The sequence below is a fragment of the Clavibacter sp. VKM Ac-2873 genome, from assembly GCF_015351075.1.
GTDB lineage: Bacteria > Actinomycetota > Actinomycetes > Actinomycetales > Microbacteriaceae > Clavibacter.
In genome coordinates, this window is sequence record NZ_JADKRS010000001.1 from 782,287 (window position 1) to 807,454 (window position 25,168).

Annotated in this window: 25 protein-coding genes, 2 tRNA genes and 1 pseudogene; 14 read left to right on the forward strand and 14 right to left on the reverse strand. The window is 75.0% G+C overall.

Translation table 11 applies throughout. The annotated features are described in order from the left end of the window. Positions 1-13 precede the first annotated feature (13 nt). The 3 genes from ITJ44_RS03610 to ITJ44_RS03620 all read right to left on the reverse strand — a co-directional run bounded on the left by ITJ44_RS03610 (position 14) and on the right by ITJ44_RS03620 (position 2,130). Positions 14-784, reverse strand: coding sequence for a gamma-glutamyl-gamma-aminobutyrate hydrolase family protein (locus ITJ44_RS03610; protein ID WP_194633380.1), 771 nt, complete (start codon positions 782-784; stop codon positions 14-16). 78 nt (positions 785-862) lie between these two features. Next, positions 863-1,555: a pyridoxal 5'-phosphate synthase gene (locus ITJ44_RS03615; protein WP_194633381.1), complete on the reverse strand. Its 693-nt coding sequence runs from the start codon at positions 1,553-1,555 to the stop codon at positions 863-865. Positions 1,556-2,058: 503 nt separating this feature from the next. Continuing rightward, positions 2,059-2,130, reverse strand: a tRNA-Arg gene (locus tag ITJ44_RS03620). Positions 2,131-2,337: 207 nt separating this feature from the next. Between ITJ44_RS03620 and ITJ44_RS03625 the strand changes: the two genes are divergently transcribed. The 10 genes from ITJ44_RS03625 (at position 2,338) to ITJ44_RS03670 (ending at position 11,449) form a co-directional block, all read left to right on the forward strand. After that, positions 2,338-2,577, forward strand: coding sequence for an antitoxin (locus ITJ44_RS03625; protein WP_194633382.1), 240 nt, complete (start codon positions 2,338-2,340; stop codon positions 2,575-2,577). 23 nt (positions 2,578-2,600) lie between these two features. After that, positions 2,601-3,131 (forward strand): 2'-5' RNA ligase family protein, encoded by a 531-nt coding sequence (locus ITJ44_RS03630; protein WP_194634043.1) that lies wholly within the window; start codon positions 2,601-2,603, stop codon positions 3,129-3,131. An 88-nt stretch (positions 3,132-3,219) separates the two neighbouring features. Next, positions 3,220-5,253, forward strand: a complete 2,034-nt coding sequence (locus tag ITJ44_RS03635) for a TPM domain-containing protein (protein WP_194633383.1) — start codon at positions 3,220-3,222, stop codon at positions 5,251-5,253. A 111-nt stretch (positions 5,254-5,364) separates the two neighbouring features. Then, entirely contained in the window at positions 5,365-6,108 is a 744-nt protein-coding gene (locus ITJ44_RS03640; RefSeq protein WP_194633384.1) for a PspA/IM30 family protein, read from the forward strand. A 94-nt stretch (positions 6,109-6,202) separates the two neighbouring features. Further along, positions 6,203-6,853, forward strand: coding sequence for an NADPH-dependent F420 reductase (locus ITJ44_RS03645; protein WP_194633385.1), 651 nt, complete (start codon positions 6,203-6,205; stop codon positions 6,851-6,853). A 91-nt stretch (positions 6,854-6,944) separates the two neighbouring features. Beyond that, positions 6,945-7,787 carry an arginase family protein gene (locus ITJ44_RS03650; RefSeq protein ID WP_194633386.1) on the forward strand — a complete coding sequence of 281 codons (843 nt, stop codon included), beginning with the start codon at positions 6,945-6,947 and terminating at the stop codon, positions 7,785-7,787. Between the two features lie 67 nt (positions 7,788-7,854). Further along, positions 7,855-8,694, forward strand: coding sequence for a crotonase/enoyl-CoA hydratase family protein (locus ITJ44_RS03655; protein ID WP_194633387.1), 840 nt, complete (start codon positions 7,855-7,857; stop codon positions 8,692-8,694). A 57-nt stretch (positions 8,695-8,751) separates the two neighbouring features. Then, the gene (locus ITJ44_RS03660; protein ID WP_194633388.1) at positions 8,752-10,185 is read left to right on the forward strand and encodes an NAD(P)/FAD-dependent oxidoreductase; all 1,434 of its coding nucleotides are present in this window, start codon (positions 8,752-8,754) and stop codon (positions 10,183-10,185) included. Beyond that, entirely contained in the window at positions 10,182-10,574 is a 393-nt protein-coding gene (locus ITJ44_RS03665; protein ID WP_194633389.1) for a Fe-S oxidoreductase, read from the forward strand. The genes ITJ44_RS03660 and ITJ44_RS03665 overlap by 4 nt, the downstream gene beginning before the upstream one ends. Continuing rightward, complete coding sequence (locus ITJ44_RS03670) at positions 10,571-11,449, forward strand: SDR family NAD(P)-dependent oxidoreductase (RefSeq protein ID WP_194633390.1); 879 nt, start codon at positions 10,571-10,573, stop codon at positions 11,447-11,449. The genes ITJ44_RS03665 and ITJ44_RS03670 overlap by 4 nt, the downstream gene beginning before the upstream one ends. 20 nt (positions 11,450-11,469) lie before the next feature. Here the strand turns inward: ITJ44_RS03670 and ITJ44_RS03675 are convergent, their stop codons facing one another. Together ITJ44_RS03675 and ITJ44_RS03680 are read right to left on the reverse strand one after the other, a co-directional pair. Then, entirely contained in the window at positions 11,470-11,874 is a 405-nt protein-coding gene (locus tag ITJ44_RS03675; RefSeq protein WP_194633391.1) for an SIP domain-containing protein, read from the reverse strand. Between the two features lie 2 nt (positions 11,875-11,876). Further along, on the reverse strand, positions 11,877-12,818 hold the full coding sequence (locus ITJ44_RS03680; protein WP_194634045.1) for a siderophore-interacting protein: 942 nt from the start codon (positions 12,816-12,818) through the stop codon (positions 11,877-11,879). Between the two features lie 131 nt (positions 12,819-12,949). On the opposite strand from ITJ44_RS03680, the gene ITJ44_RS03685 reads away from it, so the two are divergent. Then, positions 12,950-13,687, forward strand: coding sequence for a sulfite exporter TauE/SafE family protein (locus tag ITJ44_RS03685; protein ID WP_194633392.1), 738 nt, complete (start codon positions 12,950-12,952; stop codon positions 13,685-13,687). A gap of 9 nt (positions 13,688-13,696) precedes the next feature. Here the strand turns inward: ITJ44_RS03685 and ITJ44_RS03690 are convergent, their stop codons facing one another. The 3 genes from ITJ44_RS03690 to ITJ44_RS15795 form a co-directional block, all read right to left on the reverse strand. Continuing rightward, a complete protein-coding gene (locus ITJ44_RS03690) occupies positions 13,697-15,124 on the reverse strand; it encodes an amidase (RefSeq protein ID WP_194633393.1) in 1,428 nt (475 codons plus the stop codon). Positions 15,125-15,231: 107 nt separating this feature from the next. Next, on the reverse strand, positions 15,232-17,379 hold the full coding sequence (locus ITJ44_RS03695; RefSeq protein WP_194633394.1) for a bifunctional UDP-sugar hydrolase/5'-nucleotidase: 2,148 nt from the start codon (positions 17,377-17,379) through the stop codon (positions 15,232-15,234). Positions 17,380-17,505: 126 nt separating this feature from the next. Further along, positions 17,506-18,822 (reverse strand): LuxR C-terminal-related transcriptional regulator, encoded by a 1,317-nt coding sequence (locus ITJ44_RS15795; protein ID WP_228494476.1) that lies wholly within the window; start codon positions 18,820-18,822, stop codon positions 17,506-17,508. Between the two features lie 119 nt (positions 18,823-18,941). On the opposite strand from ITJ44_RS15795, the gene hxlB reads away from it, so the two are divergent. Both hxlB and hxlA read left to right on the forward strand, forming a co-directional pair. Then, positions 18,942-19,553 carry a 6-phospho-3-hexuloisomerase gene (hxlB, locus tag ITJ44_RS03705; protein ID WP_194633395.1) on the forward strand — a complete coding sequence of 204 codons (612 nt, stop codon included), beginning with the start codon at positions 18,942-18,944 and terminating at the stop codon, positions 19,551-19,553. A 59-nt stretch (positions 19,554-19,612) separates the two neighbouring features. Beyond that, positions 19,613-20,236, forward strand: coding sequence for a 3-hexulose-6-phosphate synthase (hxlA, locus tag ITJ44_RS03710; protein WP_063072862.1), 624 nt, complete (start codon positions 19,613-19,615; stop codon positions 20,234-20,236). Between the two features lie 84 nt (positions 20,237-20,320). Here the strand turns inward: hxlA and ITJ44_RS03715 are convergent, their stop codons facing one another. Together ITJ44_RS03715 and ITJ44_RS03720 are read right to left on the reverse strand one after the other, a co-directional pair. Next, the gene (locus tag ITJ44_RS03715; RefSeq protein WP_194633396.1) at positions 20,321-21,322 is read right to left on the reverse strand and encodes an NAD-dependent epimerase/dehydratase family protein; all 1,002 of its coding nucleotides are present in this window, start codon (positions 21,320-21,322) and stop codon (positions 20,321-20,323) included. Positions 21,323-21,336: 14 nt separating this feature from the next. Beyond that, complete coding sequence (locus tag ITJ44_RS03720; protein ID WP_194633397.1) at positions 21,337-21,558, reverse strand: hypothetical protein; 222 nt, start codon at positions 21,556-21,558, stop codon at positions 21,337-21,339. A 601-nt stretch (positions 21,559-22,159) separates the two neighbouring features. Here ITJ44_RS03720 and ITJ44_RS15800 point away from each other — a divergent pair. Next, a pseudogene (locus tag ITJ44_RS15800) lies at positions 22,160-22,468 on the forward strand (CPBP family intramembrane glutamic endopeptidase); the annotation flags it as partial. A 232-nt stretch (positions 22,469-22,700) separates the two neighbouring features. On the opposite strand, the gene ITJ44_RS03730 reads toward ITJ44_RS15800, so the two are convergent. The 4 genes from ITJ44_RS03730 to ITJ44_RS03745 form a co-directional block, all read right to left on the reverse strand. Next, complete coding sequence (locus ITJ44_RS03730) at positions 22,701-23,390, reverse strand: GNAT family N-acetyltransferase (protein ID WP_194633398.1); 690 nt, start codon at positions 23,388-23,390, stop codon at positions 22,701-22,703. A 53-nt stretch (positions 23,391-23,443) separates the two neighbouring features. Continuing rightward, positions 23,444-24,130, reverse strand: a complete 687-nt coding sequence (locus ITJ44_RS03735; RefSeq protein WP_194633399.1) for a uracil-DNA glycosylase — start codon at positions 24,128-24,130, stop codon at positions 23,444-23,446. 10 nt (positions 24,131-24,140) lie between these two features. Further along, positions 24,141-24,863, reverse strand: coding sequence for a Type 1 glutamine amidotransferase-like domain-containing protein (locus ITJ44_RS03740; RefSeq protein ID WP_194633400.1), 723 nt, complete (start codon positions 24,861-24,863; stop codon positions 24,141-24,143). A gap of 104 nt (positions 24,864-24,967) precedes the next feature. Then, positions 24,968-25,043: transfer RNA gene (locus tag ITJ44_RS03745), tRNA-Glu, on the reverse strand. Between the last annotated feature and the right edge of the window lie 125 nt (positions 25,044-25,168).

Genomic DNA, 25,168 nt, shown 5'->3' on the forward strand with positions numbered 1-25,168 from the left:
GGGCCGGATCGGCTCAGGCGGCCGCGGTGCGTGCGGCGTCGGCGGGCTCGCGCAGCGCGCAGGCCTCGGCGAGCGCGTCGAGCAGGGCGGGCAGCTGGTCGCGCGCGGCGCCCGCGTCCTCCGGGTGCCACTGCACGCCGATGACGGGCGCGCTCTCGTGCTCGACGGCCTCCGGCACGCCGTCCGGCGCGACCGCGACCACGCGCAGGCCCGTGCCCGGGCGGTCGACCGCCTGGTGGTGGGCGCTGCGCACGACGACATCGGTGGATCCGAGCACGCGGGCGAGCCGGCTGCCGGCGGCGACGCGCACGTCGTGGTCGCGCATGACGGCCGTGATCTCGGCCGCGTCGTTGCGGTGCTCCCCCACGCCCTCGATGTGCTGCTGGAGGGTGCCGCCGAGCGCGACGTTGACGATCTGCGCGCCGCGGCAGATGCCGAGGAGCGGCGTGCCCTCGGCGACCGCGCGACGGACCAGCGCGATCTGCCCGGCGTCGGCGACCTCGCGGTGCGTCGAGCGGCCCTCGTACTCGGCGGACCCGCCGTAGAAGCGCGGGGCGACGTCCTCGCCGCCCATGATGACGACCGCGTCGGCCTCGCGCGTGCGGGCGAGCAGCGACTCGACGCCCTCGTCCTCCGCGGCGATGTTCTCGACCAACCAGCCGGCCCGGTCGGCGACCTCGGCGACGCGCGAGTTGAGGCCCTGCACCAGCGTGTTGTACGCGGCGGCCTCGGGGCGGGAGCGGGTCACCTGCACGACGGCGAGGCGGCGGAGGGGGGCGGGCATGGATCCAGTGTGCGGCGTCGCCCGCGGGATCGCACGTCGCGCGTCATGTTCCGCAACACGCGTCGGCGTCGCCGGGCCTCACGGCCAGACGAGCGTGTGCGACCAGGTCCCGTCCGGCCCCGACCGGTACATGATCCGCAGCTGCCCGTGGTCCTCGGTCGCCTGCCAGAACTCGACGACCGTCGGCGGGAGCACGTAGGCGCGCCACGACTCGGCGACGAGCTCCGGATCCGCGTCCACCGCCTCCCGGGCCTGGGCGATCCGCGCGTCGCGCTCGGCGGCATCCGGCATGGGCTCGCTCTGGTCGCCCGCGATGACCTCGGCGCGCGACGACGGGTGCCGCGCGAGGAAGTCCCGCTCGCTCACGTCGCGGTCGCCGTGGAAGACGGGTCCGGTCGCGCGGATCTGGCGCCCGCGCTCCCGCCAGTACGCGACGAGCGCCGCGCGCGGGTTCGCCTCGAGGTCGCGCCCCTTCGGGCTGTCGGCGAGCGAGGAGAACCACAGCGCACCGGGCTCGTCGTCGACGGTCGGCGTCACGTCCTTGAGCAGCAGCGTGCGCGCGCTCGGGCGCCCGTCCGCGTCGGCGGTCGCGAGGACGACCGCGTTCGGCTCGGCGGCGTCGTGCGCGACGGCGTCGCGGATCCACGCGATGACGAGGTCGATCGGGTCGTCCGGCAGGTGCGCCGGGTCGAGCTCGGGGAAGTCGTGGGGCGTCGGCTTCGCGCGCTTCAGGAGGTCGCGGACCGGGGTGGAGTCGTCGTCGTCTGCCATGCGCCGAGCCTAGGCCGACACACCGCGCGCGCCCCGGGTGCCGGGACGCCCGCCCGGCGGGATCGTGGGGCGGAGCGCGTCATGCCCATGGGGGAAGCGCGTTCGACGCCGTGACGGGTTCGGTTTGGTCGGACCCGCACTGGGTTTTTCCAGTACCGGTGCGCGTCGCCGTCGCATCCGGCCTCCGCTACCGTCGAACCCAGGCCCGCTCCCCCAGTTGGGCCCAGCACCACGCGGCGGGAACCCGAGACCCGTCTCGGGCCCCGCCGCGTGTGTTCACGCGTCCTCCGCCCCAGCCGCTCCGCGAGCGTGCGTCGAGTCGATGCGCTGCGCTGCGATGCGATCCCCGCCGCGGCCGCGCGCACGACCACGGACGGCCCGCACGACCACCGACCACCGACGGCCCGCGCGACGGCGGAAGGCGCGCACCCCCGACGCACGAGAGGCCGGCCCCGAAGACGGGACCGGCCTCTCACCGCACCAACACGGGATATGGGAAGGTGTGCCCCCAGGAGGATTCGAACCTCCGCCCCTGCCTCCGGAGGGCAGTGCTCTATCCCCTGAGCTATGGGGGCCAGGGTGCGCGCGAGCGCGGATCCAGGGTAGCACCGGCGACGACGCCCGCCGTGCCGCCGCCGCCGGTCGGCGAGCGCCACAGCATTCCCTCTCCCGAGGAGACTCCCCGCTCCGGCACAGGCGCGGCACGCCAGGATGGACCCAGGACGACCGCCGCGCCGCCCGGGCACGGCGGCCCACCCGATCCCCTCCAGAGGAGACCACCCGTGAAGCTGTCCCGCATCGCCGCCGCCGCCACCGGCTTCCTGCGCACGTCGAAGGGCCAGGACGTCGGCCGCACGGCCATCGACAAGGTGTCCGGCATCGCCGACAGGGCCACCGGCAGCAAGCACGCCGACACGATCCAGAAGGCGCGCCAGGCCGCCGACGACCAGCTGCGGAAGCTCGGCCCCGACGGCGGTCGCGGCCAGGGCCACACGCCGCCCCCGACCCCGCCCCGCCCCTGAGCGCCGGCAGCGTCGAGCTCACGCTGGACGCGGCGTCCGACGCCGCGGTCCGCGCATCCTGGCGCGCCCTCGCCGACGCCGGGCTGCCGAGCCTCGCCGACCACGCCGGGGAGACCAACCGCCCGCACGTCACGCTGCTCGCGGCCGACGGCCTCGACGGATCCGCGGACGACGCCGTGCGCCGGGTCGCCGCCTCCGCTCCCCTGCCGACGCTGCGGCTCGGCGGGCTCGTGGTGTTCGGCGTGCCGCCGCGCGGCCTCGTGCTCGCGCGGCAGGTGGTCGTCGACCGGCCGCTGCTCGACCTGCACGCGCGGATCCACGCGGCCGTCGACCCGGCGACCGACAGCCCGGACCCGGACGCCGCGCCCGTCGAGGTCGTCCCCCACACCCGCCCGGGCGCGTGGACGCCGCACGTCACCCTCGCCCTGCGGCTGACGACCGAGCAGCTCGGCGCGGCGGTCGCGGCGCTCGGCCGCATCGACCCGCTCGACGCCCCGGCCGCGGGCCTCCGCCGCTGGGATCCGCGCAACCGCACCGTGACGGAGCTGGCGTGACCCGCGCGGCCCGGATCCTCACGGCCACCGCACGCACCCGCGCCACTAGCCTGGATGGAGCACGCCCTTGAGACGACGGAGGAGTCGCATGCCGCGATCCGCGAGATTGCTGGGGGCCGCGCTCGCGCTCGGCCTGGCCGGGGCCCTGGTGCCCTCGATGGCGCAGGCGACGGAGCCGGTGCAGTTCGGCGGGGCCTCGATCCTCGACCCGGTCGGCGCCGTCACCTCCGCGCAGGAGCAGCAGATCCAGCAGGCGATCGACCAGCTTCAGCAGCAGACCGGGGTGACGCTCCACGTCGCGTACGTGGACACGTTCACCGGGGCGTCCGGCGCGAAGGCCTGGGGTCAGGAGACGAAGCAGGCCAACGGCTTCGGCAGCAGCGACGCCCTGCTCGCCGTCGCGGTCGACGGCCGCGAGTACGCCTTCCCCGCCGGGCAGGTGTCCGGGGACCAGGAGTCGTTCGAGAACTCGGTCATCGTGCCCCACCTGAAGGCCGACGACTGGTCGGGGGCCGCCGTGGCGGCCGCGCAGGGCATGGAGTCGGTCGCACGCACGGGGAGCGTCGCCGACACCCGCACCACCCCGTCCGCCGGGAACGGGTCCGGCGTCGACTTCGGCCTCGTCCTCCTCTACGTGCTGGGCGCGATCCTCTTGGCCGCCGTGGTCACGACGCTCGTCGGGCGACGCAAGAAGAAGAAGGCCCTCGCGCAGAAGCGGCAGGCGGTGCTGGAGGAGATGCGCACCGCCGAGCAGCGCGCCGGCAGCATGCTCGTGCAGCTCGACGACGCGCTCGAGACCAGCGAGCAGGAGGTGGGCTTCGCCGAGGCGGAGTTCGGATCCGGCGCGGTCGGCTCGTACAGAGAGGTGCTCGTGTCCGCGGGCGGCAAGGTCCGCGAGGCCTTCGCCCTCAAGCAGAAGCTCGACGACACGATCGAGGACACCGACGAGGAGCGCCGCACCTGGGCGGCCCGCATCGTCGACCTGTGCGAGGAGGCGCGGGCCGAGCTCGACGCCCAGGCCGAGTCGTTCGAGGAGCTGCGCGCGCTCGAGAAGAACGCGCCGCAGACCCTCGCCGCCATCGTCACCGACGCGGAGGCGCTGAAGACGCGGATCGAGCGGACGCAGGAGGCGGTGGACCTCCTCGGTCGCCGCTACGCCGGTCCGTCGATGACGACCGTCACCGGCAACGTCGACCAGGCCCGCTCGCTCCTCTCCTTCGCGACCGACACCGCGCAGGAGGCGGCCGAGGCGATCCGCGCGGGCGACAGCGTCTCCGCGGGCGAGATCGCGGTGAAGGTGCGCGCCGCGCAGCAGGCGGTCGGCCAGGCCGGCAAGCTCCTCGACGGCGTCGACCGCGTCTCGTCCGACCTCGAGCACGCGTCCACGCGCGTGCAGGAGGAGATCGCCGACGTCCGCAGCGACATCCAGGACGCCCGGGCCGCCCAGCGAGGCGGACGCATGCCGGAGCTGACCCGTCTGGTGGATGCGGCCGAGCAGGCCATCGCCGACGCGAAGCCGCTGCAGGGCCGGCTCGCGGATCCGCTCACGAGCGTCACGCTGCTGCAGGAGGCGGAGGCCCGGCTCGACGAGGCGCTCGCGCCCGTGCGTGAGCAGCAGGAGCAGGTGCAGCGCGCGATCGGCTACCTGCCCCGGGCGCTGTCGACGGCCGAGAGCCAGGTGGCGACCGCGCGCGACTTCATCTCCACGCGCCGCGGCGGCGTCGGCGAGGAGGCGCGCACGCGTCTCGCCCACGCGCAGCGCGCGCTCGACGACGCGCACGAGGCCGCCCCGCGGGATCCCGTGCGCGCCGTCGCCGCGTCGCAGGCCGCGACCTCGTACGCGGCGCAGGCCATCGAGGCCGCGCAGCGCGACCTCGACCAGGGCGGAGGATACGGCGGCTACGGCGGCGGCATGATGGGCGGCCGCGGCGGCGGCGACGCGTTCGGCGGCGCGATCATGGGCGGCATCATCGGCGGCCTGCTGAGCGGCGGCGGTGGAGGCGGCGGCTGGGGTGGTGGCGGCGGCTTCGGCGGCGGCGGCAGCTTCGGCGGCGGGGGCGGCGGCTTCGGTGGCGGCGGTGGCGGCGGCTTCGGCGGGGGCGGCGGAGGCGGCAGCTTCTAGCGGCCCGATGCCCCACCCGCGTCACGCGGACGACCAGCAGGACGACGAGAACGAGAGCGACCCATGATCAACCCATTCCGACGAAGCACCAGACGAGAAGGAGCAGCACCCATGTCCAAGCAGTCCATCCTCGGCCGCATCACGCAGCTCGCGAAGGCCAACATCAACAACCTCATCGACCAGGCCGAGGACCCGCAGCTCATGCTGGACCAGATGGTCCGCGACTACACGGAGAGCATCCGCGAGGCCGAGAGCGCCGTCGCCCAGACCATCGGCAACCTCCGGATGATCGAGGACGACCACCGCGAGGACGTCCAGGCCGCGGGCGACTGGGGACGCAAGGCCCTCGCCGCGAGCCAGAAGGCGGACGAGTACCGGAACGCCGGCAACACCCCCAACGCCGACAAGTTCGACGCGCTCGCCCGCGTCGCGCTGCAGCGCCAGATGCAGTCGGAGAGCGAGGCGAAGGGCGCCGAGCCCACCATCGCGTCGCAGACCGAGGTGGTCGAGAAGCTCAAGCAGGGCCTCGACACGATGCGCGGCAAGCTCCAGCAGCTGTCGTCGAAGCGCGACGAGCTGAACGCCCGCCAGAAGACCGTGCAGGCGCAGTCGCAGGTCCAGGACGCGATGAAGAGCATCGACATCATGGACCCGACCAGTGAGGTCAGCCGCTTCGAGCAGAAGATCCGCCGCGAGGAGGCCCGCGTGCGCGGCGCCGAGGAGCTGCAGGCCTCGAGCCTCGACGCGCAGTTCGAGGAGCTCGAGGACCTCGGCGAGCTGACCGAGGTCGAGGCGCGCCTCGCCGCGCTCAAGTCCGGCGGATCCACGCCCAAGCAGGTCACCTCCGGCGAGTAGCCCCCGACCGGATCCACGGGCGCCGTCCTCCGGGGCGGCGCCCGTCGTCGTGCCGGCGGGGAATTCCGCCCCCGTGGATCCGGTTCCCCTCAGCATGACCAACATCGGAATCATCGGCGCCGGACTCATCGGCAGCCAGCTCGCCCGCCTCTTCACCTCCACCGGCCACGACGTGGTGATCGCCAACTCCCGCGGCCCCGAGACCCTCACCGACCTGATCGACGAGCTGGGCGAGCACGCCCGCGCCGCCACGGTCCAGGAGGTCGCGGAGGCCGGCGAGATCGTCGTCGTCACCATCCCGCTGAAGAACATCGACAGCGTCCCGGTCGCGCCCCTCGCGGGCAAGGTCGTGATCGACACCGACAACTACTACCCGGAGCGCGACGGCCACATCGCCGAGCTCGACGACGAGACCACGACGACCGCGGAGATGCTGCAGCGGCACCTGCCCGAGTCGAAGGTCGTCAAGGCGTTCAACCACATCTACGCCGCCGACCTCACCACCGACGGCACCCCCGCCGGCACGCCGGACCGCCGCGCTCTCGTGATCGCGGGCGACGACGCCGAGGCGAAGGCGACCGTCACCGCGATCCTCGACTCCTTCGGCTTCGACGCCGTCGACGCGGGACCGCTCGCGGAGGGATGGCGCATCCAGCGCGACACCCCCGGCTACGGCCCGAAGCTCGACGCCGCGGGCCTCCGCGCCGCGCTCGCCGAGGCGAAGCGCTACCGCGACATGGAGTGACCCCGCTCCTCCCCATGACGATGCCCGCCCTGCCCGCTACCACGGCCAGGGCGGGCATCGCCATGTCCGCCCGCCCACGCGATACTGGGGTGTGCCCGCCTCCTTCGTCGTCGTCCCCCAATGGCAGGGCTCGGGCTCGTCCCGCGCCATGAGGCTCGCGGACGGGGCCGAGGCGATACGCGGCGACCTGCCGGCGTCGGCCACGCACGTCGTCGACGTGCCCGTCGAGGCGGGCGAGTCGCTCGGCACGGGAGTGCTCCGGTACGCGTCGCTGCTCGCGGTGCGCACCCGCCAGGAGGCGGCGCTGCAGGCGGCGTCCGGATCCGGGGCGTCGCCCGTCGTCACCATCGGCGGCGACTGCGGGGTGGAGATCGCGTCCATCGGGCACGCGGCCGCCGCGCATCCCGGGCTCGCGGTCGTCTGGCTCGACGCGCACGCCGACCTCAACTCCCCCGCGTCGTCGCCGAGCGGCGCATTCCACGGCATGGTGCTGCGCGCCGTCATCGGCGAGGGCGTCGACGGGCTCGAGCTGCCCGCGGGCGCCGTCACCGCCGACCGCGTCGTGCTCGCGGGCGTGCGCGCCCTCGACGACGCCGAGAGCGACCTCGTGGACGCGCGCGGCATCGCGCTCGTCGGCGCCGACGCGGTGACGCCCGAGGCGCTCGTGGCGGCGGTCGCCGCGACGGGCGCCACCGACGTGTACGTCCACGTCGACCTCGACGTGCTCGACCCGGGCGGCATGTCCGGCGTCGGCCACCCGGAGCCGTTCGGGCTCGACGTGCAGGCCGTCACCGAGTCGATCAAGGCGCTGCGGCGGTCGTTCGGGCTGGCGGGCGCCGGGATCACCGAGTTCGCGCCCTCCTCGCCCGCGGCCGCCGTGGACGACATGGGCACCATCCTGCGGATCATCGGGGCGCTGACCGGGCCCGTGTGACCCGACCGGGAGGTCGCGCCGCCCGCCCGCCCCTGCGAGGCTGGGCGGACGACCGAAGGAGGCCGCCGTGAGCGACGACGCCCGCACCGCATCCCCCGCAGACCCGCGTGCCGACGACGCGCCCCGGGTGCGCGTCGAGCGCCGCGGGCACCTGCTGCTCATCGGCCTCGACCGGCCCGCCAAGCGCAACGCCGCCGACATGCGGATGCTCCGGGAGCTCGCGAGCGCGTACGGCCTGCTCGACCGGGACCCCGAGCTGCGGGTCGGCGTGGTGCACGCCATCGGCGACCACTTCACGGGCGGGCTCGACCTCGCGGACGTCGCCCCGCACATCGGCCGGGGGCCCGGCGGCGGCCTCGACACCGTGCCGGACGACGGGGTCGACCCGTGGCGGATGACGGGCGACGGCGTCGGGAAGCCCGTGGTCCTGGCGGTGCAGGGCACGTGCCTCACGCTCGGCATCGAGCTGGCCCTCGCGAGCGACGTCGTGGTGGCTGCGGCCGGCACGCGGTTCGGGCAGATCGAGGTCGCGCGCGGGATCCTGCCCTTCGGCGGCGCGACCCTGCGCTTCCCCGCGGCCGCGGGCTGGGGCGACGCCATGCGCTGGATCCTCACGGGCGACCTCTTCGACGCGGAGGAGGCCAGGCGGATGCGCGTCGTGCAGCTCGTCGTGCCGGACGGCGAGCAGCTGGAGGCCGCGATCGCGATCGCCGAGCGCATCGCCGCGCAGGCCCCGCTCGCCGTGCAGGCGGCCCTCCGCAACGCCCGTGCCGCGCTGCGCGACGGGACCGGGGCGGCGGCGGCCGCGCTGCCCGCGGAGCTCGTGCGGCTGGCCGGATCCGAGGACGCGGCGCGCGGGATGCGGGCCGCTGCGGAGCGCCGGCCCGCGGACTTCGTCGGGCGCTGATCCGTCGACCGAACCCGCCGGGCCGATGCCCGGTGGGCCGGGCGTAGGGTCGGCAGCATGACCTCCTACGACCTCATCGTCATCGGTGCCGGCCCCGTCGGCGAGAACGTGGCCGACCGCGCGAAGCAGGGCGGGCTCTCCGTGCTCGTCGTCGAGTCCGAGCTCGTGGGAGGCGAGTGCTCCTACTGGGCGTGCATGCCCAGCAAGGCGCTCCTCCGCTCGGGCAGCGCCCTCCGCGCGGCCCGCGCCGTGGCCGGCTCGACGGAGGCCGTCACGGGCGACCTCGACGTCGCCGCGGTGCTGGAGCGCCGCGACTCCTTCACCAGCTCCTGGGACGACCAGGGCCAGGTGAGCTGGCTCGAGGGCATCGGCATCGACCTGGCGCGCGGCCACGGCCGCATCTCCGGGCCGCGCCGCGTCACGGTCACCGCGCCCGACGGATCCGTCACCGAGCACGAGGCGACGCACGCGGTCGCGGTCTCCACCGGCACCGCCGCGCTCCTCCCCGACATCCCGGGCCTCGCCGAGGCGCGGCCGTGGACGAGCCGCGAGGCCACGAGCGTGGAGGTCGTGCCGACCTCCCTCGTCGTCATCGGAGGAGGCGTGGTCGCGGCCGAGATGGCCACGGCGTTCGCGTCGCTCGGCAGCGCCGTCACGATCGTCGCCCGCAGCGGCCTGCTCACCGGGCAGGAGCCGTTCGCGGGCGAGCTCGTCGCCGGCAGCCTGCGCGACATGGGCGTCGACGTGCGCCTCGGCGCCTCGCCCTCCCGCGTGGCCCGCGACGGCGACGAGGTCACCGTGGAGCTGTCTGACGGATCCACCGTCACGGCCGCCGAGGTGCTCGTCGCCACCGGCCGGACGCCGCGCACCGAGGACCTGGGGCTCGACACCGTCGGCCTCGAGGCCGGCGCCTACCTCGACGTGGACGACACGATGCTCGTCACGGGCGAGGTCAACGCGGAGACGCCGTGGCTGTACGCCGTCGGCGACGTCAACCACCGCGCGCTCCTCACCCACCAGGGCAAGTACCAGGCGCGGGCGGCCGGCGAGGTCATCGCCGCGCGCGCGACCGGCGGCACCGTCGACGACTCCCCCTGGGGCGTGCACGTCGCGACCGCCGACCACCGCGCCGTCCCGCAGGTCACGTTCACCGACCCGGAGGTCGCGAGCGTCGGCCTCACCGCGAAGGCCGCGGAGGACGCCGGGATCCGCGCGCGCGTCGTCGACTACGACCTCGGATCCGTCGCGGGCGCGAGCCTGCACGCGGACGGGTACGCCGGGAAGGCGCGCATGGTCGTCGACGAGGACCGGGGCGTGATCGTCGGCGTCACCTTCGTCGGCCCGGACGTGGCCGAGCTGCTGCACTCCGCCACCATCGCGGTCGTCGGCGAGGTGCCGCTCACGCGCCTCTGGCACGCGGTGCCCTCGTATCCCACCATCAGCGAGGTGTGGCTGCGCCTGCTCGAGACGTACGGGCGGCCGACCGCGTGATCCGGTCCGGCCTCGGCGCCGTGGCGGGGACCGTGCGCGGGATCGTGCTCGACTCGCCGCTCTCCCGGGCGGGCAGCGGCGTCGCCACCGCGGTGGCCCTCGCCATCGGCCTGCCCCTCAGCACGGGCGAGGTGCGCCGCCACGGCGACCTCATCGTCCTCCAGGGCCTGCCCGCGTGGGCGTTCGGCCGCGGCGGCACGTGCGTCGGCCGCGTCTACCTCACGCGCGACAACGCGGGGCCCGCTGTGCTCGAGCACGAGGCCGTGCACGTCGTGCAGTGGCGTCGCTACGGCCTGCTGATGCCGCTGCTCTACTGGTGGGCGGGGCGGGATCCGCTGCGCAACCGGTTCGAGGTCGAGGCGGGCCTGGAGAAGGGCGGCTACCGGTGACGGGGCCGCTCGACGGCCGCACCGTCGTCATCACGGGCGCGAGCTCCGGCATCGGGCGCATCGCCGCCCGCGAGCTGCATGCACGCGGCGCCGACGTCGTCGTGGTCGGGCGTGATCCCGAGCGCACGCGCGGCATCGCCGCCGAGCTGGGCGCGCGGCACGTCCTCGCCGACATGGACCGGCTGGAGGAGGTGCGCGCGCTGGCCGCGACGCTCCTCGAGACGTGCCCGCGGATCCACGTGCTGGCCCTCAACGCCGGCAGCCTCGTGCCGCGCCGCGCCATGACGGTCGACGGCCACGAGACGACGTTCCAGCGGAACGTCCTCGCGCCGTTCCTCCTCACGCGCCTCCTGCTGCCGCGCCTCGAGGAGACGCAGGACGCGCTCGGCACCGACGAGAGCCCGGTGCGCGTCATCGGCACCGCGAGCCGCGCGAACCTCTGGGGCCGGGTGCGCCTCGACGACCTCGACTGGCGCCGGCGGCCGTGGCTCGGCGGCTGGCAGGCGTACGGCACGTCGAAGGCGATGATGATCCTGATGATGCGCACGCTCGCGGAGCGCGTCGGCCCGCGCGGCATCGAGGCCTGCTCGTTCCACCCGGGCCTCGTGCGCACCTCGTTCGGATCCGACAGCACCGTGATGAAGGCGCTGCTCGCGCTCTCCATGGGGGCGTACGGCATCTCCGCGGAGGCCGGCGCCGTGCCGCTCGTGCAGCTCGCGTCGGTGCCCGACCTGGCCGCGCCGAACGGCACCTACTTCGACCAGCTCACGCCCGACGGGAAGACGACCGCGCAGGCCGCCGACCGGCAGCTGGGCCGCGACCTGTGGGCGGCGCTGGAGCGGGCCGCCGGGACCGACGAGCCCGCGCGCAGCTGAACCGGATCCGGGTCAACGGGTCAACGGGTCGCGAGCAGGTGCAGCAGGTCGTCGTGCCCGCCCACGTGGCCGCCGAGCAGCACGCTGACCTCGGTGACGGGGTGATCGTCGGAGGTCGGCGCGGCGAAGACCATCATCTCGCTGGCCCACGCGCCGACGGCCCGGGCGACCGCGGCCATGGGCGCGGCGGGCGCGCCGTCGATCCCGCGGCCCGCGCGGGAGATCACGGTGACGACCATGCGCGGCGGGTGCGCGAGCGCGACCTCGACGGTCGCGTCCGGCACCTCGACGAACACGCTGCCGCGCGTGCACAGGGGCAGCGCCGTCAGCGCGGCCTGCGTCTCGGCGAGGCCGGTCTCGTCGGTGACGAGAAGGACCTGGCGCTTCGTGCCCTTCGCGGCGCGGGTGCGGGTGGATCCGGCCATGGTCAGGCGCCCTCGGCCGCGCCGCGGCGCCAGTAGCCCATGAACGCCACCTGGCGTCGGTCGATCCCGGTGTCGCGCACGAGGAAGCGGCGGAGCGCCTTGATGCAGCCGGATTCGCCCGCGAGCCACGCGTACAGCGTGGAGCCCTCGTGGACGACGGGCGCGTCCCAGACGATGGCATCCGCGTCGTCCTCGGCGAGCGCCTGCGCCTCGTCGGCGAGGGCGACCTCGGGGGCCGCGATGGCGCCGACCTTCACGTGGCAGTCGACCCAGTGGCGCACGGCCTCCTCCAGGCGGGATCCGTTCGGGCGGCCGTCGCGCGGCAGCCAGGTGAGGTTCACGCCCTTCGGGACGCGCACGTCGAGGCGGTCGCCCGTGACGGGCACCTCGATGAACGCGCAGCCGACGGCGTCGTCCGGCAGGGAGGAGAGGATGTTGCAGATGGCGGGCGCGGCCGTCTCGTCGCCCGCGAGGAGCAGCGAGCGGGCGGCGCCCGGGTGCCATTCGATGCCGAGGCCGCGCGCGGGGCTCCGGGCGTCCGGGCCGATGAGGACGAGGGGGTCGCCGACCTCTGCGGCGCCGGCCCAACGGGAGGCGGGACCCATGTCGCCGTGGAGAGCGAAGTCGACGTCGACCTCGCCGAGCTCGCGGCGGACCGCGCGGGACGTGTAGGTGCGCAGCGGGTTGCGCTCGGCGTCGGGCAGCGCGCGCCACCAGGCGAACCAGTCGTCGCCGCCGACCCCGGTGAGGTCGGGCAGGCCGTGCTCGGCGACCGGGAGCAGCAGCTTGATGCGCTGGTCGAGGCACTCGTCGCCGAAGTCGCGGAGGTCGTCGCTCTGGAACGTGATGCGCACGAAGGTGGGGCTGACCCGCTCGGTGCGCGCGACGCGGGCCGCGAACGGGCGGTAGGCGGGGCGCTCCGCCTCGGGTTGCTCCACGACCACGGCCTCGGCGTCTGCCGTGCTGCTGGCGAGGGTCGCGGTGGAGGTAAGCACAGCCTAAGTATGGCATGCCTTACCTCCGGCGGCGAGGTCCGGCGGCGGATCGGGGCCGGGATCCACGGGAGGATGTCAGGGTGATCACCCCCGTCCTCGTCGCCGTGTTCGTGGGCGCGGTCGCGCAGCGCGTGACGGGTCTCGGCTTCGCGCTCGTGGTGGCGCCGGTGCTCGTGATCCTGCTCGGGCCCTTCGACGGCGTCATGATCGTCAACCTCTGCAGCGTGCTCTCCGCGTCCCTGATCCTCGCGGGCGTCCGCCGCGACGTGGAGTGGCGCCGCTACCTCCTGCTCGCCGGGCCCGCGGTCGTCGGCATCGTGCCCGGCGCGCTGCTCGCCTACCTGCTGCCGGAGCCGGCGCTCGAGATCGGCATCGGGCTGCTGCTCGTCGCCGCGCTCACGACCTCGCTCGCCCTGCGCCGTACGACCCGGGTGATCGACGGCCCGGGCGTGATGGCCGGCTTCGGCTTCGCGGCGGGCGTGATGAACGCGGCAGCGGGCATCGGCGGCCCGAGCGTGAGCGTCTACGCGGTGGTGAGCCGATGGGATCAGCGCGGCTTCGCGGCGACCCTGCAGCCGTTCTTCCTCACCACGGGCGCCGTGTCGCTCCTCACGAAGCTCGTGCTGGCGCCCGACCGCTGGCCGGACCTGGGCCCGGCCGCGTGGGTCGGCATCGTGGTGACGCTCGTCGCGGGCGTCGGCGCGGGCACGCTGCTGGCGCCGCGGATCCCGGCCCGCGGGGCGCGCGCCGCCGTCGTGGTGCTCGCCTTCGCGGGCGCGGTGACGGCGATCGTCAAGGGCGTCGGCGGACTCGTCTGATCCGCCCGCTCACCACTGCGGCGGGTGCCGGCGCTGCCACGGCAGGCGCCGCTCGAGCTGCCGTCCGATCGCGAGGAGGGTCGCCTCGCCGCCCGGCTTCCCGACGAGCTGCACGCCCATCGGGAGGCCGTCGTCGGTGAGGTGGACGGGCAGCGTGATCGCGGGCAGGCCCGTGACGTTCGCGAACGACGTGTACGGCGTGTACCGCACCTGCTGGGCGAAGTTCCGCTCGCCGTCCTCGGCGTCGTACCAGCCGATCGGCCGCGGCTCCTGCGCGAGCGCGGGCGTGAGCACGGCGTCGACGTGCGCGAACTGGGCGATGACGCTGCGCTCGAAGGCCGTGAGCTGCGCGAGCGCGCGGGCGAGGTCGCGCGCGGAGAGGGCCCGGCCGCGCTCGACGAGCCAGCGGGTGAGCGGCTCGAGGAGCTCCAGCTGGTCGCCCTCGGCGGGGATCCCCGCGGCACCGGCCTGCCAGATGGTGCGGAACGCGGGCGCGTAGGTGGGGTCGGGGCGGAGCGCGAGGTCCTCGAGGCCGTGGCCCATGGTCGCCAGCTCGCGCACGGCGAGCGCGAGCGCGTCGTCGGCGGAAGCGTCGCGGACGATCTCGTACGCGTCGTCCCACGGCGTCGTGGTCATCACGCCGATCTGGAAGCGGCCCTCGCCGCGGACGGCGGCGCCGAGCAGGTCGCCGTCGCCGTCGTCGGGCGCGCGCAGGGTGAAGGGGTGGGCGATGCGGCCGTTGACCCGGCCGATCATCGCGTCGAGCAGCATGGCGGCATCCGCGACGCTGCGCGCGAGCGGGCCGGGCACCACGAGGCCCGCGAGCGACTCCTGGCCGGAGCCCGCGGGCACCAGCCCACGCGACGGCTTCAGGCCGACGAGCCCGGTGGCCGCCGCGGGGATGCGCACGGAGCCGCCGCCGTCGGATCCGGGGGCGAACGGGAGGAGGCCCGCGGCGACCGCGACGGCCGCTCCCCCGCTGGATCCGCCGGCGCCGCGCGTCGTGTCCCAGGGCGTGCGCGCGGGCGGGGCGACGAGGCTCTCGGTGTACGACGGCAGGCCGAACTCGGGCGCGCTGGTCTTGCCGAGGCTGATGCCGCCCGCGTCGTCGAGCGCCTGCGGGATCGCGTCGGTGCGCTCGGACACGTGGTCGCGGAAGAGGCGCGAGCCGAACGTCGTGCGGACGCCGGCGCGCTCGGAGAGGTCCTTGTCGCCGAACGGCAGCCCCCAGAGCGGCGCGGTGCGCGGCACCTCGCGCTCGACGTACCGGGCGCGCGCGAGGGCGCGGTCGGCGGTGACGGTCGTGAAGGCGCCGAGGCCCGGATCCAGCCGCTCGATGCGCTCGAGGTAGTGCGTCACGAGCTCGGTCGGGGTGACCTCGCCGCGCTGGAGCTGGTCCCACTGGTCCTGGGCGCTGAGGTGGTGGAGTTCGAACACCGCTCCAGCGTAGGCCGGGGTCGGGAGGGGGCGACCGGCCGCGGATGAGCGGACGGGGCGGGCGCCGGTCGTCCCGGCAGCCGCCCCGTCCGTCACGGGTGCGCTCGTCAGCGGCGCGCGGCCCCCGACATGCGGCGGCGGAAGGCGACGAGCGCGAGGCCCAGCGCGAGCGCGGCGAGCGAGGTGCCGAGGACGGGGCCCGCCTCGGATCCGGTCGCGGCGAGCGTCGGCTCCGAGCTCGGCGCGGCCACCGTGCCCGTGCCGGACGGGACGACGGATCCCGCCGACGTGTCGAGCGCGTAGAGCACCGAGGCGCCCGTGCTCGGCAGCAGGAACGCGAGCTGATGCGGTCCCGCGGCGAGGTCGGCCGGGACGGTGAACCGGACGCTCGCGCGCCCCTGCTCGTCGGTCGTGTCGACCACCGCGGCGTCGATCGGGGTGCGCGCGACCTCCTGGCCGTCGATGAGCGTCACGACCTCGGTGTCCTGCACGGGCGCGTTCGAGACGAGCAGCGAGGAGAGCGCGTAGCTGCGCTCCTGGCCCGCCCGGGGAGCCTGGCCCGTCGTGTCGACGACGCCGACGGAGCGCGTCGCCGAGTCGGGCTCGACGGGCGAGAACTCGGTGATGTAGTCGACGAACGCGGTGAGGTCGATGCGACCCGAGTCGCTCTGCCCGGTCGTGTTCGCGAGCTCCGTGAAGTTGTCGCCGCCCTCCGCGAGGAAGCTGTTCGCCACCATCGTGAAGACGCGCGCGGGATCCACCGGCGCGCCCTGGAAGAACACGCCCGTGATCCGCTCGCCGCGCGCGGCCGTCGGGTCGTACGTGTAGGTGAGGTCGCGCGAGAGGCCGAGCTTGAGGAACGGCCGCGACGAGCCCTCGGGCTGCCACTGCTGCTCGAGCACGGCCTTGATGCCCGCGCCCGTGATCTTCGCGGTGGTGAGCGTGTTGGCGAACGGCTGCACGATGGCGGCCTCCTTGTAGGTCACCTCGCCCTCCGCGTCGCCGGTGCCGGAGGACGCGACGGTGAGGTCCTGGCGGACGCCTCCCGGGTTCATGAAGGCGATCTCGGTGCCGAGGTCGGCCTGCGTCGCCCACAGCTGCGCGTCGGCGACGAGGTTGCCGATGGTGGACTCGCCGCCGCGGTTCTCGGAGCCGTCCGCCTGGCGGGCGCGCGTGATGTCGCCCGTGATCTCGCCGACGGTGCGGCTGCCGATGACCTCGGCCTTCGCGACCGCGGCGTCGACGATGCGCTGCACCGCGGGATCCGCCGGGAACGCCGGCTTGCCGTCGGCGGTGAGCAGCGGCACGAGCTCGCTCGAGATGGAGGTCAGCGCCTTGGTGGCGGGGTCCACCGTGAGCGACAGGTGCCCGAGGTTGGTCCCGTAGCTGCCGGTCTGCAGCACGGGGAGCGGCAGGGCCTTGCCCGGGACGGGGAGGTCGTAGTCGTAGCCGAGGTGGGTGTGGCCCGAGATCACGGCGTCGACGTCGCTCTGGACGCCCGTGACGATGCGGCCGAACACCGAGTCGTCGGTGAGGGACGACTCGTCGGAGGTGGACGCGCCCTCGTGCACGACGAGGACGACCACGTCGGCCTCGCCGTTCGCGTCGTCGCCGTCGCGGAGCGCGCGAGCGGTGGCGGTGGAGGCGTCGACGACGCCGCCGACGTCGAGCGTCGCGATCCCGGCCGGGCTCACGAGCTCCGGCAGCGCCTCCGTGGTGGCGCCGACGAACGCGACGCGCACGCCGTCGATGTCCTGCACGTCGTACGCGGCGTAGGCGTGCTCCTTCGTGCCCTTCTCGTAGAGGTTCGCCGAGATGTAGGGGAAGTCGGACGCGGGGACGACGCGGCCGTCGACGTCGTCGCGGCCCTGGTCGAACTCGTGGTTGCCGAGCGTGGAGACGGAGACGCCCATGGCGTTCAGCGCGTCGAGGGTCGGCTGGTCCTGCTGCGACAGCGAGGTGAACGTCGACGCGCCGATGTTGTCGCCCGCGCTGATGAGCGTGCTGTTGGGGTTGGCGGCCTTCGCCTGCTGGAAGGCGCCGGAGATGACGGCGGCGCCCGCGGTGGACGACGTGGTCTCGAGGCGGCCGTGGAAGTCGTTGATCGAGTAGACGTCGATCGCGACGTCGCCCTCCGCAGCGGAGGCGGGCGCGGCGCCGAGGCCGAGGACGGCGGTGGCGGACAGTCCCACCACGAGGGCGAGGGCGCCGGAGCGCCGGGCTCCGGACGGGCGGCGGGTGGGAGCAGGGCGCATGCGGGGACATCCTCGTTCGGGCGGGCGGCGGTGACCATTACCTTACGGAGCTGAGGTTTCCGTGGGGTTAACACCGGCGTCCGCTGCGAGCGCCGCCCTGCCGCGGAGCCATCGCATCCGGTCGGCTCAGCCCCGCACGAGCCCGGCGAGCTCGGCGCGCGTCGACGCGCCCATCTTCCTCAGCAGGTTCGCGACGTGGAACTTCACGGTGTTCTCGCTGATCCCGAGCGAGGTCGCGATGGCGCGGTTGCGGGATCCCCCGGCCACGAGCGCGAGCACCTCCCGCTCGCGCGCGCTCAGCCCCGCATCCCCCGCGGCGTCGAGGCCGGCCGCGGGCGCATCGAGCGGCAGGCGCACCGCGATCTCGGAGCCCCAGCCGGGCGTCGCCGTCACGTCGAGCGTGCCGTCGAGCGCGGCCACGCGGTCGGTGAGGCGGCGGAGCGCGTCGAGGTCGGCGGTGGTGGCCCCTGCGCCGTCGTCGCGGATCCCGACGAGCAGGTTGCTGCCGTCGCAATCCCACTGGATGCGCACGCGCGTCACGTCCGGCTGCTCGACGAGCGCGAGCACGGCGCCGCGCACGATGGCCCGACCCGCGTGCGCGACCTCGCCGGGGAGCGCGCGGCCGTCGACGGGCGGCTCCACGAACTGCACGTCGAGGTCGCGGAAGCGCACGAGCGGCCGCAGGTCGTCGCGGAGCCGGGCGAAGGCGCGCGCCACGGGCTCCTCGCCGAGCGAGCGGTCGCGGTCGCTCGCGGCGCGCAGCTCGACCATGGCGTTGGTCGCGAGGTCGGCCGCGGTCTGCCGGGCGGCCGCGTCGCCGGTGCGCGAGGAGCGCAGCACGGCGAGGAGCGACTCGAGGGTGGTGGCGTGCGCGTCGCCCAGCTCGGAGACGACGCGGGCGCGCTCGGAGGAGACGGCCCGCGCCTCCGCGAGGTAGGCGGGTGGCGCGGCGGCCACCTGCTGCCGGATCCCGTGGGCGACGCTCCGCCACAGCGCCCGCACCAGCTCGCGGGCGGCGGGCACGTCGTCGCCCGCGGCGACGGGATCGACGAGCACGAGGAGCGCGCCGGTGTCGGCGCGCCAGGCGGCGATCGTCCGCGGCCGGCCGCCGACGCGGTGCGCGACGGCCCAGGCGGAGCCCGCGTCGGCGGCGTCCCCGGCGGCGGATCCGTCGGCGAGGCTCGCGAGGATCCGGTCGAGCTCGGCGATGGTCACGTTCTCCACCACCTCCGCCTCGCCCGCCTTCTTGCGCGGGCGGCCGGTGCAGTCCTCGGTGAAGATCACGAGGGCGCGGTGCGCGACCACGGGCTGCAGCAGCGCGGACAGCGCCTCCGCGACCTCCTGCAGTGGGGCGGCGAGCGCGTCGTGCAGAGCGTCGAGGAGCGCGACCTGGTCGGCGGCGGAGCGGGCGGAGGGATCGGCGGGGTGGGTCCGGGACGGCATCCCGCCACCGTACGCCCACCCGATCCGCCGCTCCGGCGACGGCGACCTGCTCGGACGGGTAGGTGGATCCACCCATCGGGTGGGCCGCACGGACGGGCCGCGAGGAGCACCCTCGACAGGTGACGAACACGACGCCCGACCCCCATCCGACCGGCGACGCCTCCGTCGACGTGGCCGCCGCGCTGACCCTCATCTCGGAGGAGAACGCCCGCGTCGCCCGCGCGCTCACCGACCCGGACCTCGCCGCGCGCCTCGACGAGGCCGCCCGCGTGATCCGCGACGGCCGCCGCGTCTTCGCGCTCGGCGCCGGCCGCTCGGGCCTGGCGCTCCGCATGACCGCCATGCGGTTCATGCACCTGGGGCTCGACGCGCACGTCGTCGGCGAGGCCACGTCGCCCGCCATCGAGGACGGCGACGTCCTCCTGGTCGCGAGCGGGTCCGGCACCACGGCCGGCATCGTGAGCGCCGCCGAGACCGCGCACGAGGTCGGCGCCCGGATCGTCGCGCTCACGACGGCCGACGAATCGCCGCTCGCCGACCTCGCGGACGTGACCGTGCTGATCCCCGCGGCCGCCAAGCAGGACCACGGCGGCACGGTCTCGGCGCAGTACGCGGGTGGGCTCTTCGAGCTCTCGGTCGCGCTCGTCGGCGACGCCGTGTTCCACGCGCTGTGGCAGGCGTCCGGCCTCACGGCCGACGAGCTGTGGCCGCGTCACGCGAACCTCGAGTGACCGTCGGTCGCTCGATCCCCCACCACCACGACACGCATCACGACAGGAAGAGGAACCGCATGAAGCTCCAGGTAGCCATGGACGTGCTCACGACGAAGGACGCGCTCGAGCTGGCCGGCAAGGCCGCGCCGCACGTCGACATCATCGAGCTGGGCACCCCGCTCATCAAGGCCGAGGGCCTCTCCGCGATCACCGCGATCAAGGAGGCCCACCCCGACAAGATCGTCTTCGCCGACCTGAAGACGATGGACGCCGGCGAGCTCGAGGCCGACATCGCGTTCTCCGCGGGCGCCGACCTCGTCACCGTCCTCGGCGTCGCGGGCGACAGCACCATCGCGGGCGCCGTGAAGGCCGCCAAGAAGCACGGCAAGGGCATCGTCGTCGACCTGATCGGCGTCGCCGACAAGGCGACCCGCGCGAAGGAGGTCACCGAGCTCGGGGCCGAGTTCGTGGAGATGCACGCGGGCCTCGACGAGCAGGCGGAGGACGGCTACACGTTCGGCGACCTGCTGGAGGCCGGCAAGGCGTCCGGCGTCGCGTTCTCGGTCGCGGGCGGCGTGAAGCCCGGCACCATCGGCGACGTGCAGGACGCGGGCGCCGTGGTCGCCGTCGCGGGCGGCGCGATCTACTCGGCCGACGACCCGGCCGCGGCCGCCGCCGAGCTGCGGGCCGCGATCCGCTGATCCCCCGCCTCATCCCGAGCGCCGCGCTCCCGTCCTCGACGGGGGCGCGGCGCTCGTGCGTGGGGCGCTTGTGCGCCTCTCCGCTCAGCCGAGCGTCGCCAGCACCTCGAGCTCCTCGTCGCGCGTGAGGCCGGAGAGACGCGGCCGGTCGAGCCCGCGCTCCCGCTCGTCGGCGAGCACGTCGCGCATCGTCTCGGGGAGCGGTCGCCGCCGGACCCCGAGCGCGCGGATCCCCGCGTCGCTGCGCGCCAGCATCCCGGCGGCCGTGCCCGGCAGCCACAGCGGCAGAGAACGCGGTCCGGCCCAGCGCCGGACGTCCGCGTGCGCCAGCTGGGCGTCGGTCGCGACCACCCGCTCGCCCGTGGATCCCGCCGCCTCCGCCGCGAGGTCCAGCACGTCCGCCAGCGGAACGCTCTCGCCCACCGCGTCCACCACGCCGTCGAGCCCGCGGACGCCGACGTCGACGATCAGGTCGGCCAGGTCGCGCGCGTCGATCACCTGGGATCGGCGGTCGGCGGCGTCCGGCACGAGCACCGGCGCGTCGCCCGCGAGCGCGAACCGGGCCGGCCAGTAGCCGAACCGGTCGCTGTCGTCGTCGGGTCCGGTGATGAGGCCGGGGCGCACGATCATCCGCCTGCCGGCGAGCGCCGCGGTCACCGCGCGCTCGGCCGCGACCTTCGCCTGGCCGTACTCCGCGAGGTCGACCGGATCCACGAGCGCCGCCGTCTCGTCGTCGCCGGGATGCGCGAACGACGCGTACACGGACACGGTGCTGACGAACGTCCAGTGCCGGGCGCGTTCGCTCAGCGCGGCCACGGCGGAGCGCGCGTGCTCGGCCGAGGAGGTGAGGTCGACGACCGCGTCCCATTCCGCGTCGGCGACGGCCGCGTACGCGTCGGGCAGGTCGCGGTCGGCCGCGACGAAGCGCGTGAGGTCGGGTGCGGATCCGCCCGTGCCGCGCGCGAGGCACGTCACCCGGTCGCCGCGCGCCGCCAGCCGCTCCGCGACGAGCCGGCCGATCCACGCGGTGCCGCCGAGGACGAGCACGTCGCGCGGGGCCGCCCCGCCGGCCTGCGCGTCACCCACGATCTGCGCGTCTCTCACGACTCGCGGGCCGGGGTCGTCTTCCCGGGCCGCACCGACGCGGTCTCCGCGACGTCGACGCGCGTGACGCCGCCCTCCTGCTCGGTGACGTCGACGCGCGGCGCCGCATCCGACTCCACCGCCTTCGGCGCCGTCGTCAGCTGCTCGTGCCGCTTCTCCGCGAAGTCGGCGTCGCGGGCCTCGTCGTGCCCCTGGTCCTCGTGCCGGTCCTGCTGCATGGGTGCGCCTCTCGTCCCGTCCACCGTACGCGGGACCGCGACGGCGCCCCCGCGCCGTCCGCCGCCCGCCCTCCGCCATCGGGTGGATCCGCGTCCCGACCACCCCGCGTACCGTGGCGGCATGAGCGCACAGGAGCCGACCGTCCCCGATCCCGTCCCGCCCTCCGCGCCGCCGATGGCCCCGCCCGTCGACCCGGTCGCGCCCGCGGCGCTCGGGATGCCCGCCGGGTTCCCGCCGGAGCTCCCGCCGCTGCCCGAGCGCCCGCCGGTCCCGTACCACCACGGCCTCCGCGACACCGGCGGCCCGTGGCGCGGGATCGTCGCGCTCGTCCTGTTCGGCGTCGCGTTCTTCGCCCTCTCGCTCGTGTTCGGCGGCGTCGCCATCCTCATCGAGATCCTCACGGGCCGGATGGACCCCTCCGACGAGGCGTCCCTCACCACCATGACGCCCGTCGTCCTGCTCGCCACGAACCTGTCGCTCGCCGCCCTGATCCCCGTCTCGATGCTCCTGCAGCGCTGGCTCTTCGGCGTGCGGATGGGCGCGATGTCCTCGATCGCCGGCCGCTTCCGCTGGCGCTGGCTCGGCCGCGTCGCGCTCGTGATGGTGCCCGTCTTCCTCGTGTACATCGGCGTCACGTTCGCGCTCGACCCGTCGGGCGAGGTCCGCTTCGACGGCGAGGTCTGGCTCTACCTGGCCATCGTGCTGCTCACCACGCCGCTGCAGTCGGCCGGCGAGGAGTACGGGTTCCGGGGCCTCATCCAGCGCTCGGTCGGATCCTGGTTCCGCAGCACGCGCGTCGCCCTCGTCGTCGGCGCCGTGGTCTCCAGCTCCCTCTTCGCCCTCGCGCACCTCGCCGAGGACCCGTGGCTCATCGCCTACTACTTCGTCTTCGGCCTGTCGGCGACCCTCTCCGCGCGGCTCACGGGCGGGCTCGAGGCGCCCGTCCTCATCCACGCCCTCAACAACACGCTGCTGTTCATCCCCACGGTGATCCTCGGCCAGATGTCGCAGAGCTTCGATCGCAGCGACGGCACCGGCGGCCCGTTCATGCTCCTGCCGATGGCGGTCGTGCTGGGATCCGCGCTCCTCACCGGCTGGTGGGCGCGCCGTCACCGGGTGGAGACGGTGGCGCCCCGGCCCCTCACCGCAAAGGAGGAGCGGCGGGAGCGGGAGCGGGAGTGGTGGGACCAGGAGCGGCAGCGGCAGGCGTCGATCGCCGCATGGTCCGCGCCCACCGGCCCGGCTGCGCCGTCGGCCGGAGCGTCAGCTGCATCGTGACGGTGCCGAGCCAGCGCCCGAACTTCCAGCCGACGCGCCCCATCCGCCCGCTCTCCGTGAAGCCGAGCGACGCGTGCAGCCGGATGGAGGCGTCCGCGCCCTGGTCGGCGATCACGGCGATGACCTCGCGGATCCCCGCCTCGCGGCACGCCTCGACGAGCGCCTCCAGGAGCGCGCGGCCGAGCCCCTTGCCGGTGGACGCCGCTCCGAGGTAGATCGAGTCCTCCACGGTCGTGCGCGACGACCGACGCGCGGACACGGGCTCGACGAGCGCGTAGCCGAGCACCTGCCCTGACGGCGAGACGGCGACGAGGAACGGCATGCCCATCCGCTCCAGCTGGCTGAAGCGCCCGCGCCACCTGGCGAGCGTCATGCGCGTCTCGTCGAAGGTGACGGTGCTGTTCATCACGTAGTGGTTGTAGACCTCGCGGATGTCCGGGAGGTCGGACGTCGCGGCCTGCCGGATCTCGTAGGAGAAGACGGGCAACGGCGGCGCGGGCTTCCGGAGGTGGGCGGGCAGGCGGCGCCTCGTCTGGTATTCCTCCTCGAGCATGCCGCGATCCTACGGGGAGCGCCGCGCCGGTCGCCGGATCCGGCGGGGCGAGCTCAGAGCCGCCAGTCGACGGGACCGGCGCCCTGCTCGGCGAGCAGCGCATCCGCCCGGCTGAAGGGCCGGGAGCCGAAGAACCCGCGCGACGCGGACAGCGGGCTCGGGTGCACCGAGGTGATCGACGGCACGGGCGCGAGCAGCGGCGCGAGGGTCCCCGCGTCCTTGCCCCAGAGGATCGCGACGAGCGGGCCCCCGCGCGCGGCCAGACCGCGGATCGCGCACTCCGTCACGGCCTCCCAGCCCTTCCCGCGGTGCGAGGCGGGCGCGCCCGGCCGCACCGTGAGCACGCGGTTGAGCAGCAGCACGCCGCTGCGGGTCCACGCCGTGAGATCGCCGTGCTCGGGCGTCGGGATCCCGAGGTCGTCCCGCAGCTCCCGGTGGATGTTGACGAGGCTCCGCGGCACGGGTCGCACGTCGGGCTCGACCGAGAACGACAGACCCACGGGGTGGCCGGGCGTGGGATAGGGATCCTGCCCGACGATGAGCACGCGCACGTCGGCGAGGGGCTGCTGGAACGCCCGCAGCACGCGGTCGCCCGCGGGCAGGTAGGGGCGACCCGCGGCGACCTCGGCGCGCAGCCACTCCCCCATCCGGGCGATGTCGTCGGCGACCGGCGCGAGCACCTCGGCCCAGCCGGCGTCCATGAGGCCGCGCTCGACGAGCTCGGGCAGGGTCAGCGCCACGGGCGGTGGATCAGGACGCGCCGGCAGAGCTGACGGTGACGCCGGTCTCCGAGCCGATGACGGACCAGACGCTGCCGCGCCCCTCCACGACGAGCTGTCCCTCGCCCACGATGAGGACGGTGCGCTCGTCGATGGCGACGCCGCCCTCCACGAGCCCCGCCTCGGTCGCGGCGATGAGCCGGGTGAGGGTGCCCCACTGGGCGGCGTGCACGTCGACCGCGACGTCGATGAGGCCGATGCCCTGCTCCACGGTGACCTCGTCGAGGTCCTCGCTCGCGGACTCCGGCACGACCTCGACGTCGCCGATGCGCCAGCCGCCGACGATGGCGGTCTCGGCGGCGACCGCGGCACCCGCGGAGAAGCCGAGGTACGGCACGCCGGCGGTGACCTGGCGGCGGATCTCGCCGAAGACCGGCTCGAGCGCCTGGCGGTACGCGGGGGTGAGCCCGCCGCCGACGACGATGCCGTCCACGTCCTGCAGCTGCGCGACCTCGAGGGATCCGCCCTCGGGCGCGAGCACGGCGACCGGCTCGCAGGCGCCCGCGGCACGGAGCGCGGCGGCGTACTGGTCGAACCACTCGGCGCCGAGGCCGTCGTGCACGAGCACCACGGCGATGCGGGCCGGCTCCAGCCGGGCGGCAGCGGTCGCCCTCGTCGTCGCCTCGGACAGGAACCGCGCGAGGAGGGGGGTGTCGTCATCCGACAGGCCGCCTCCGACCAGGTGCACACTCACCCCTCGACGGTACAGGCCCGAGCCGCGCACCTGAGCCCCGAGGGCTCGGCGGGAAGAAGAAAGCCCGGCACCTCCGTGAGGAGGAGCCGGGCGGGATGATGCGGTGGTGACCCCAACCGGATTCGAACCGGTGTTACCGCCGTGAGAGGGCGGTGTCCTAGGCCGCTAAACGATGGGGCCGTTTTTGCAACTCGTCGAGTATGCCACAGCGCGCACAGCCCGACCAAATCGAGCCCCGACCGGGCGGATCCGCCCGACACCGCGGGCCACGCACGCCCCCGTTCCCCGCGCGCGGACGCCCCCGC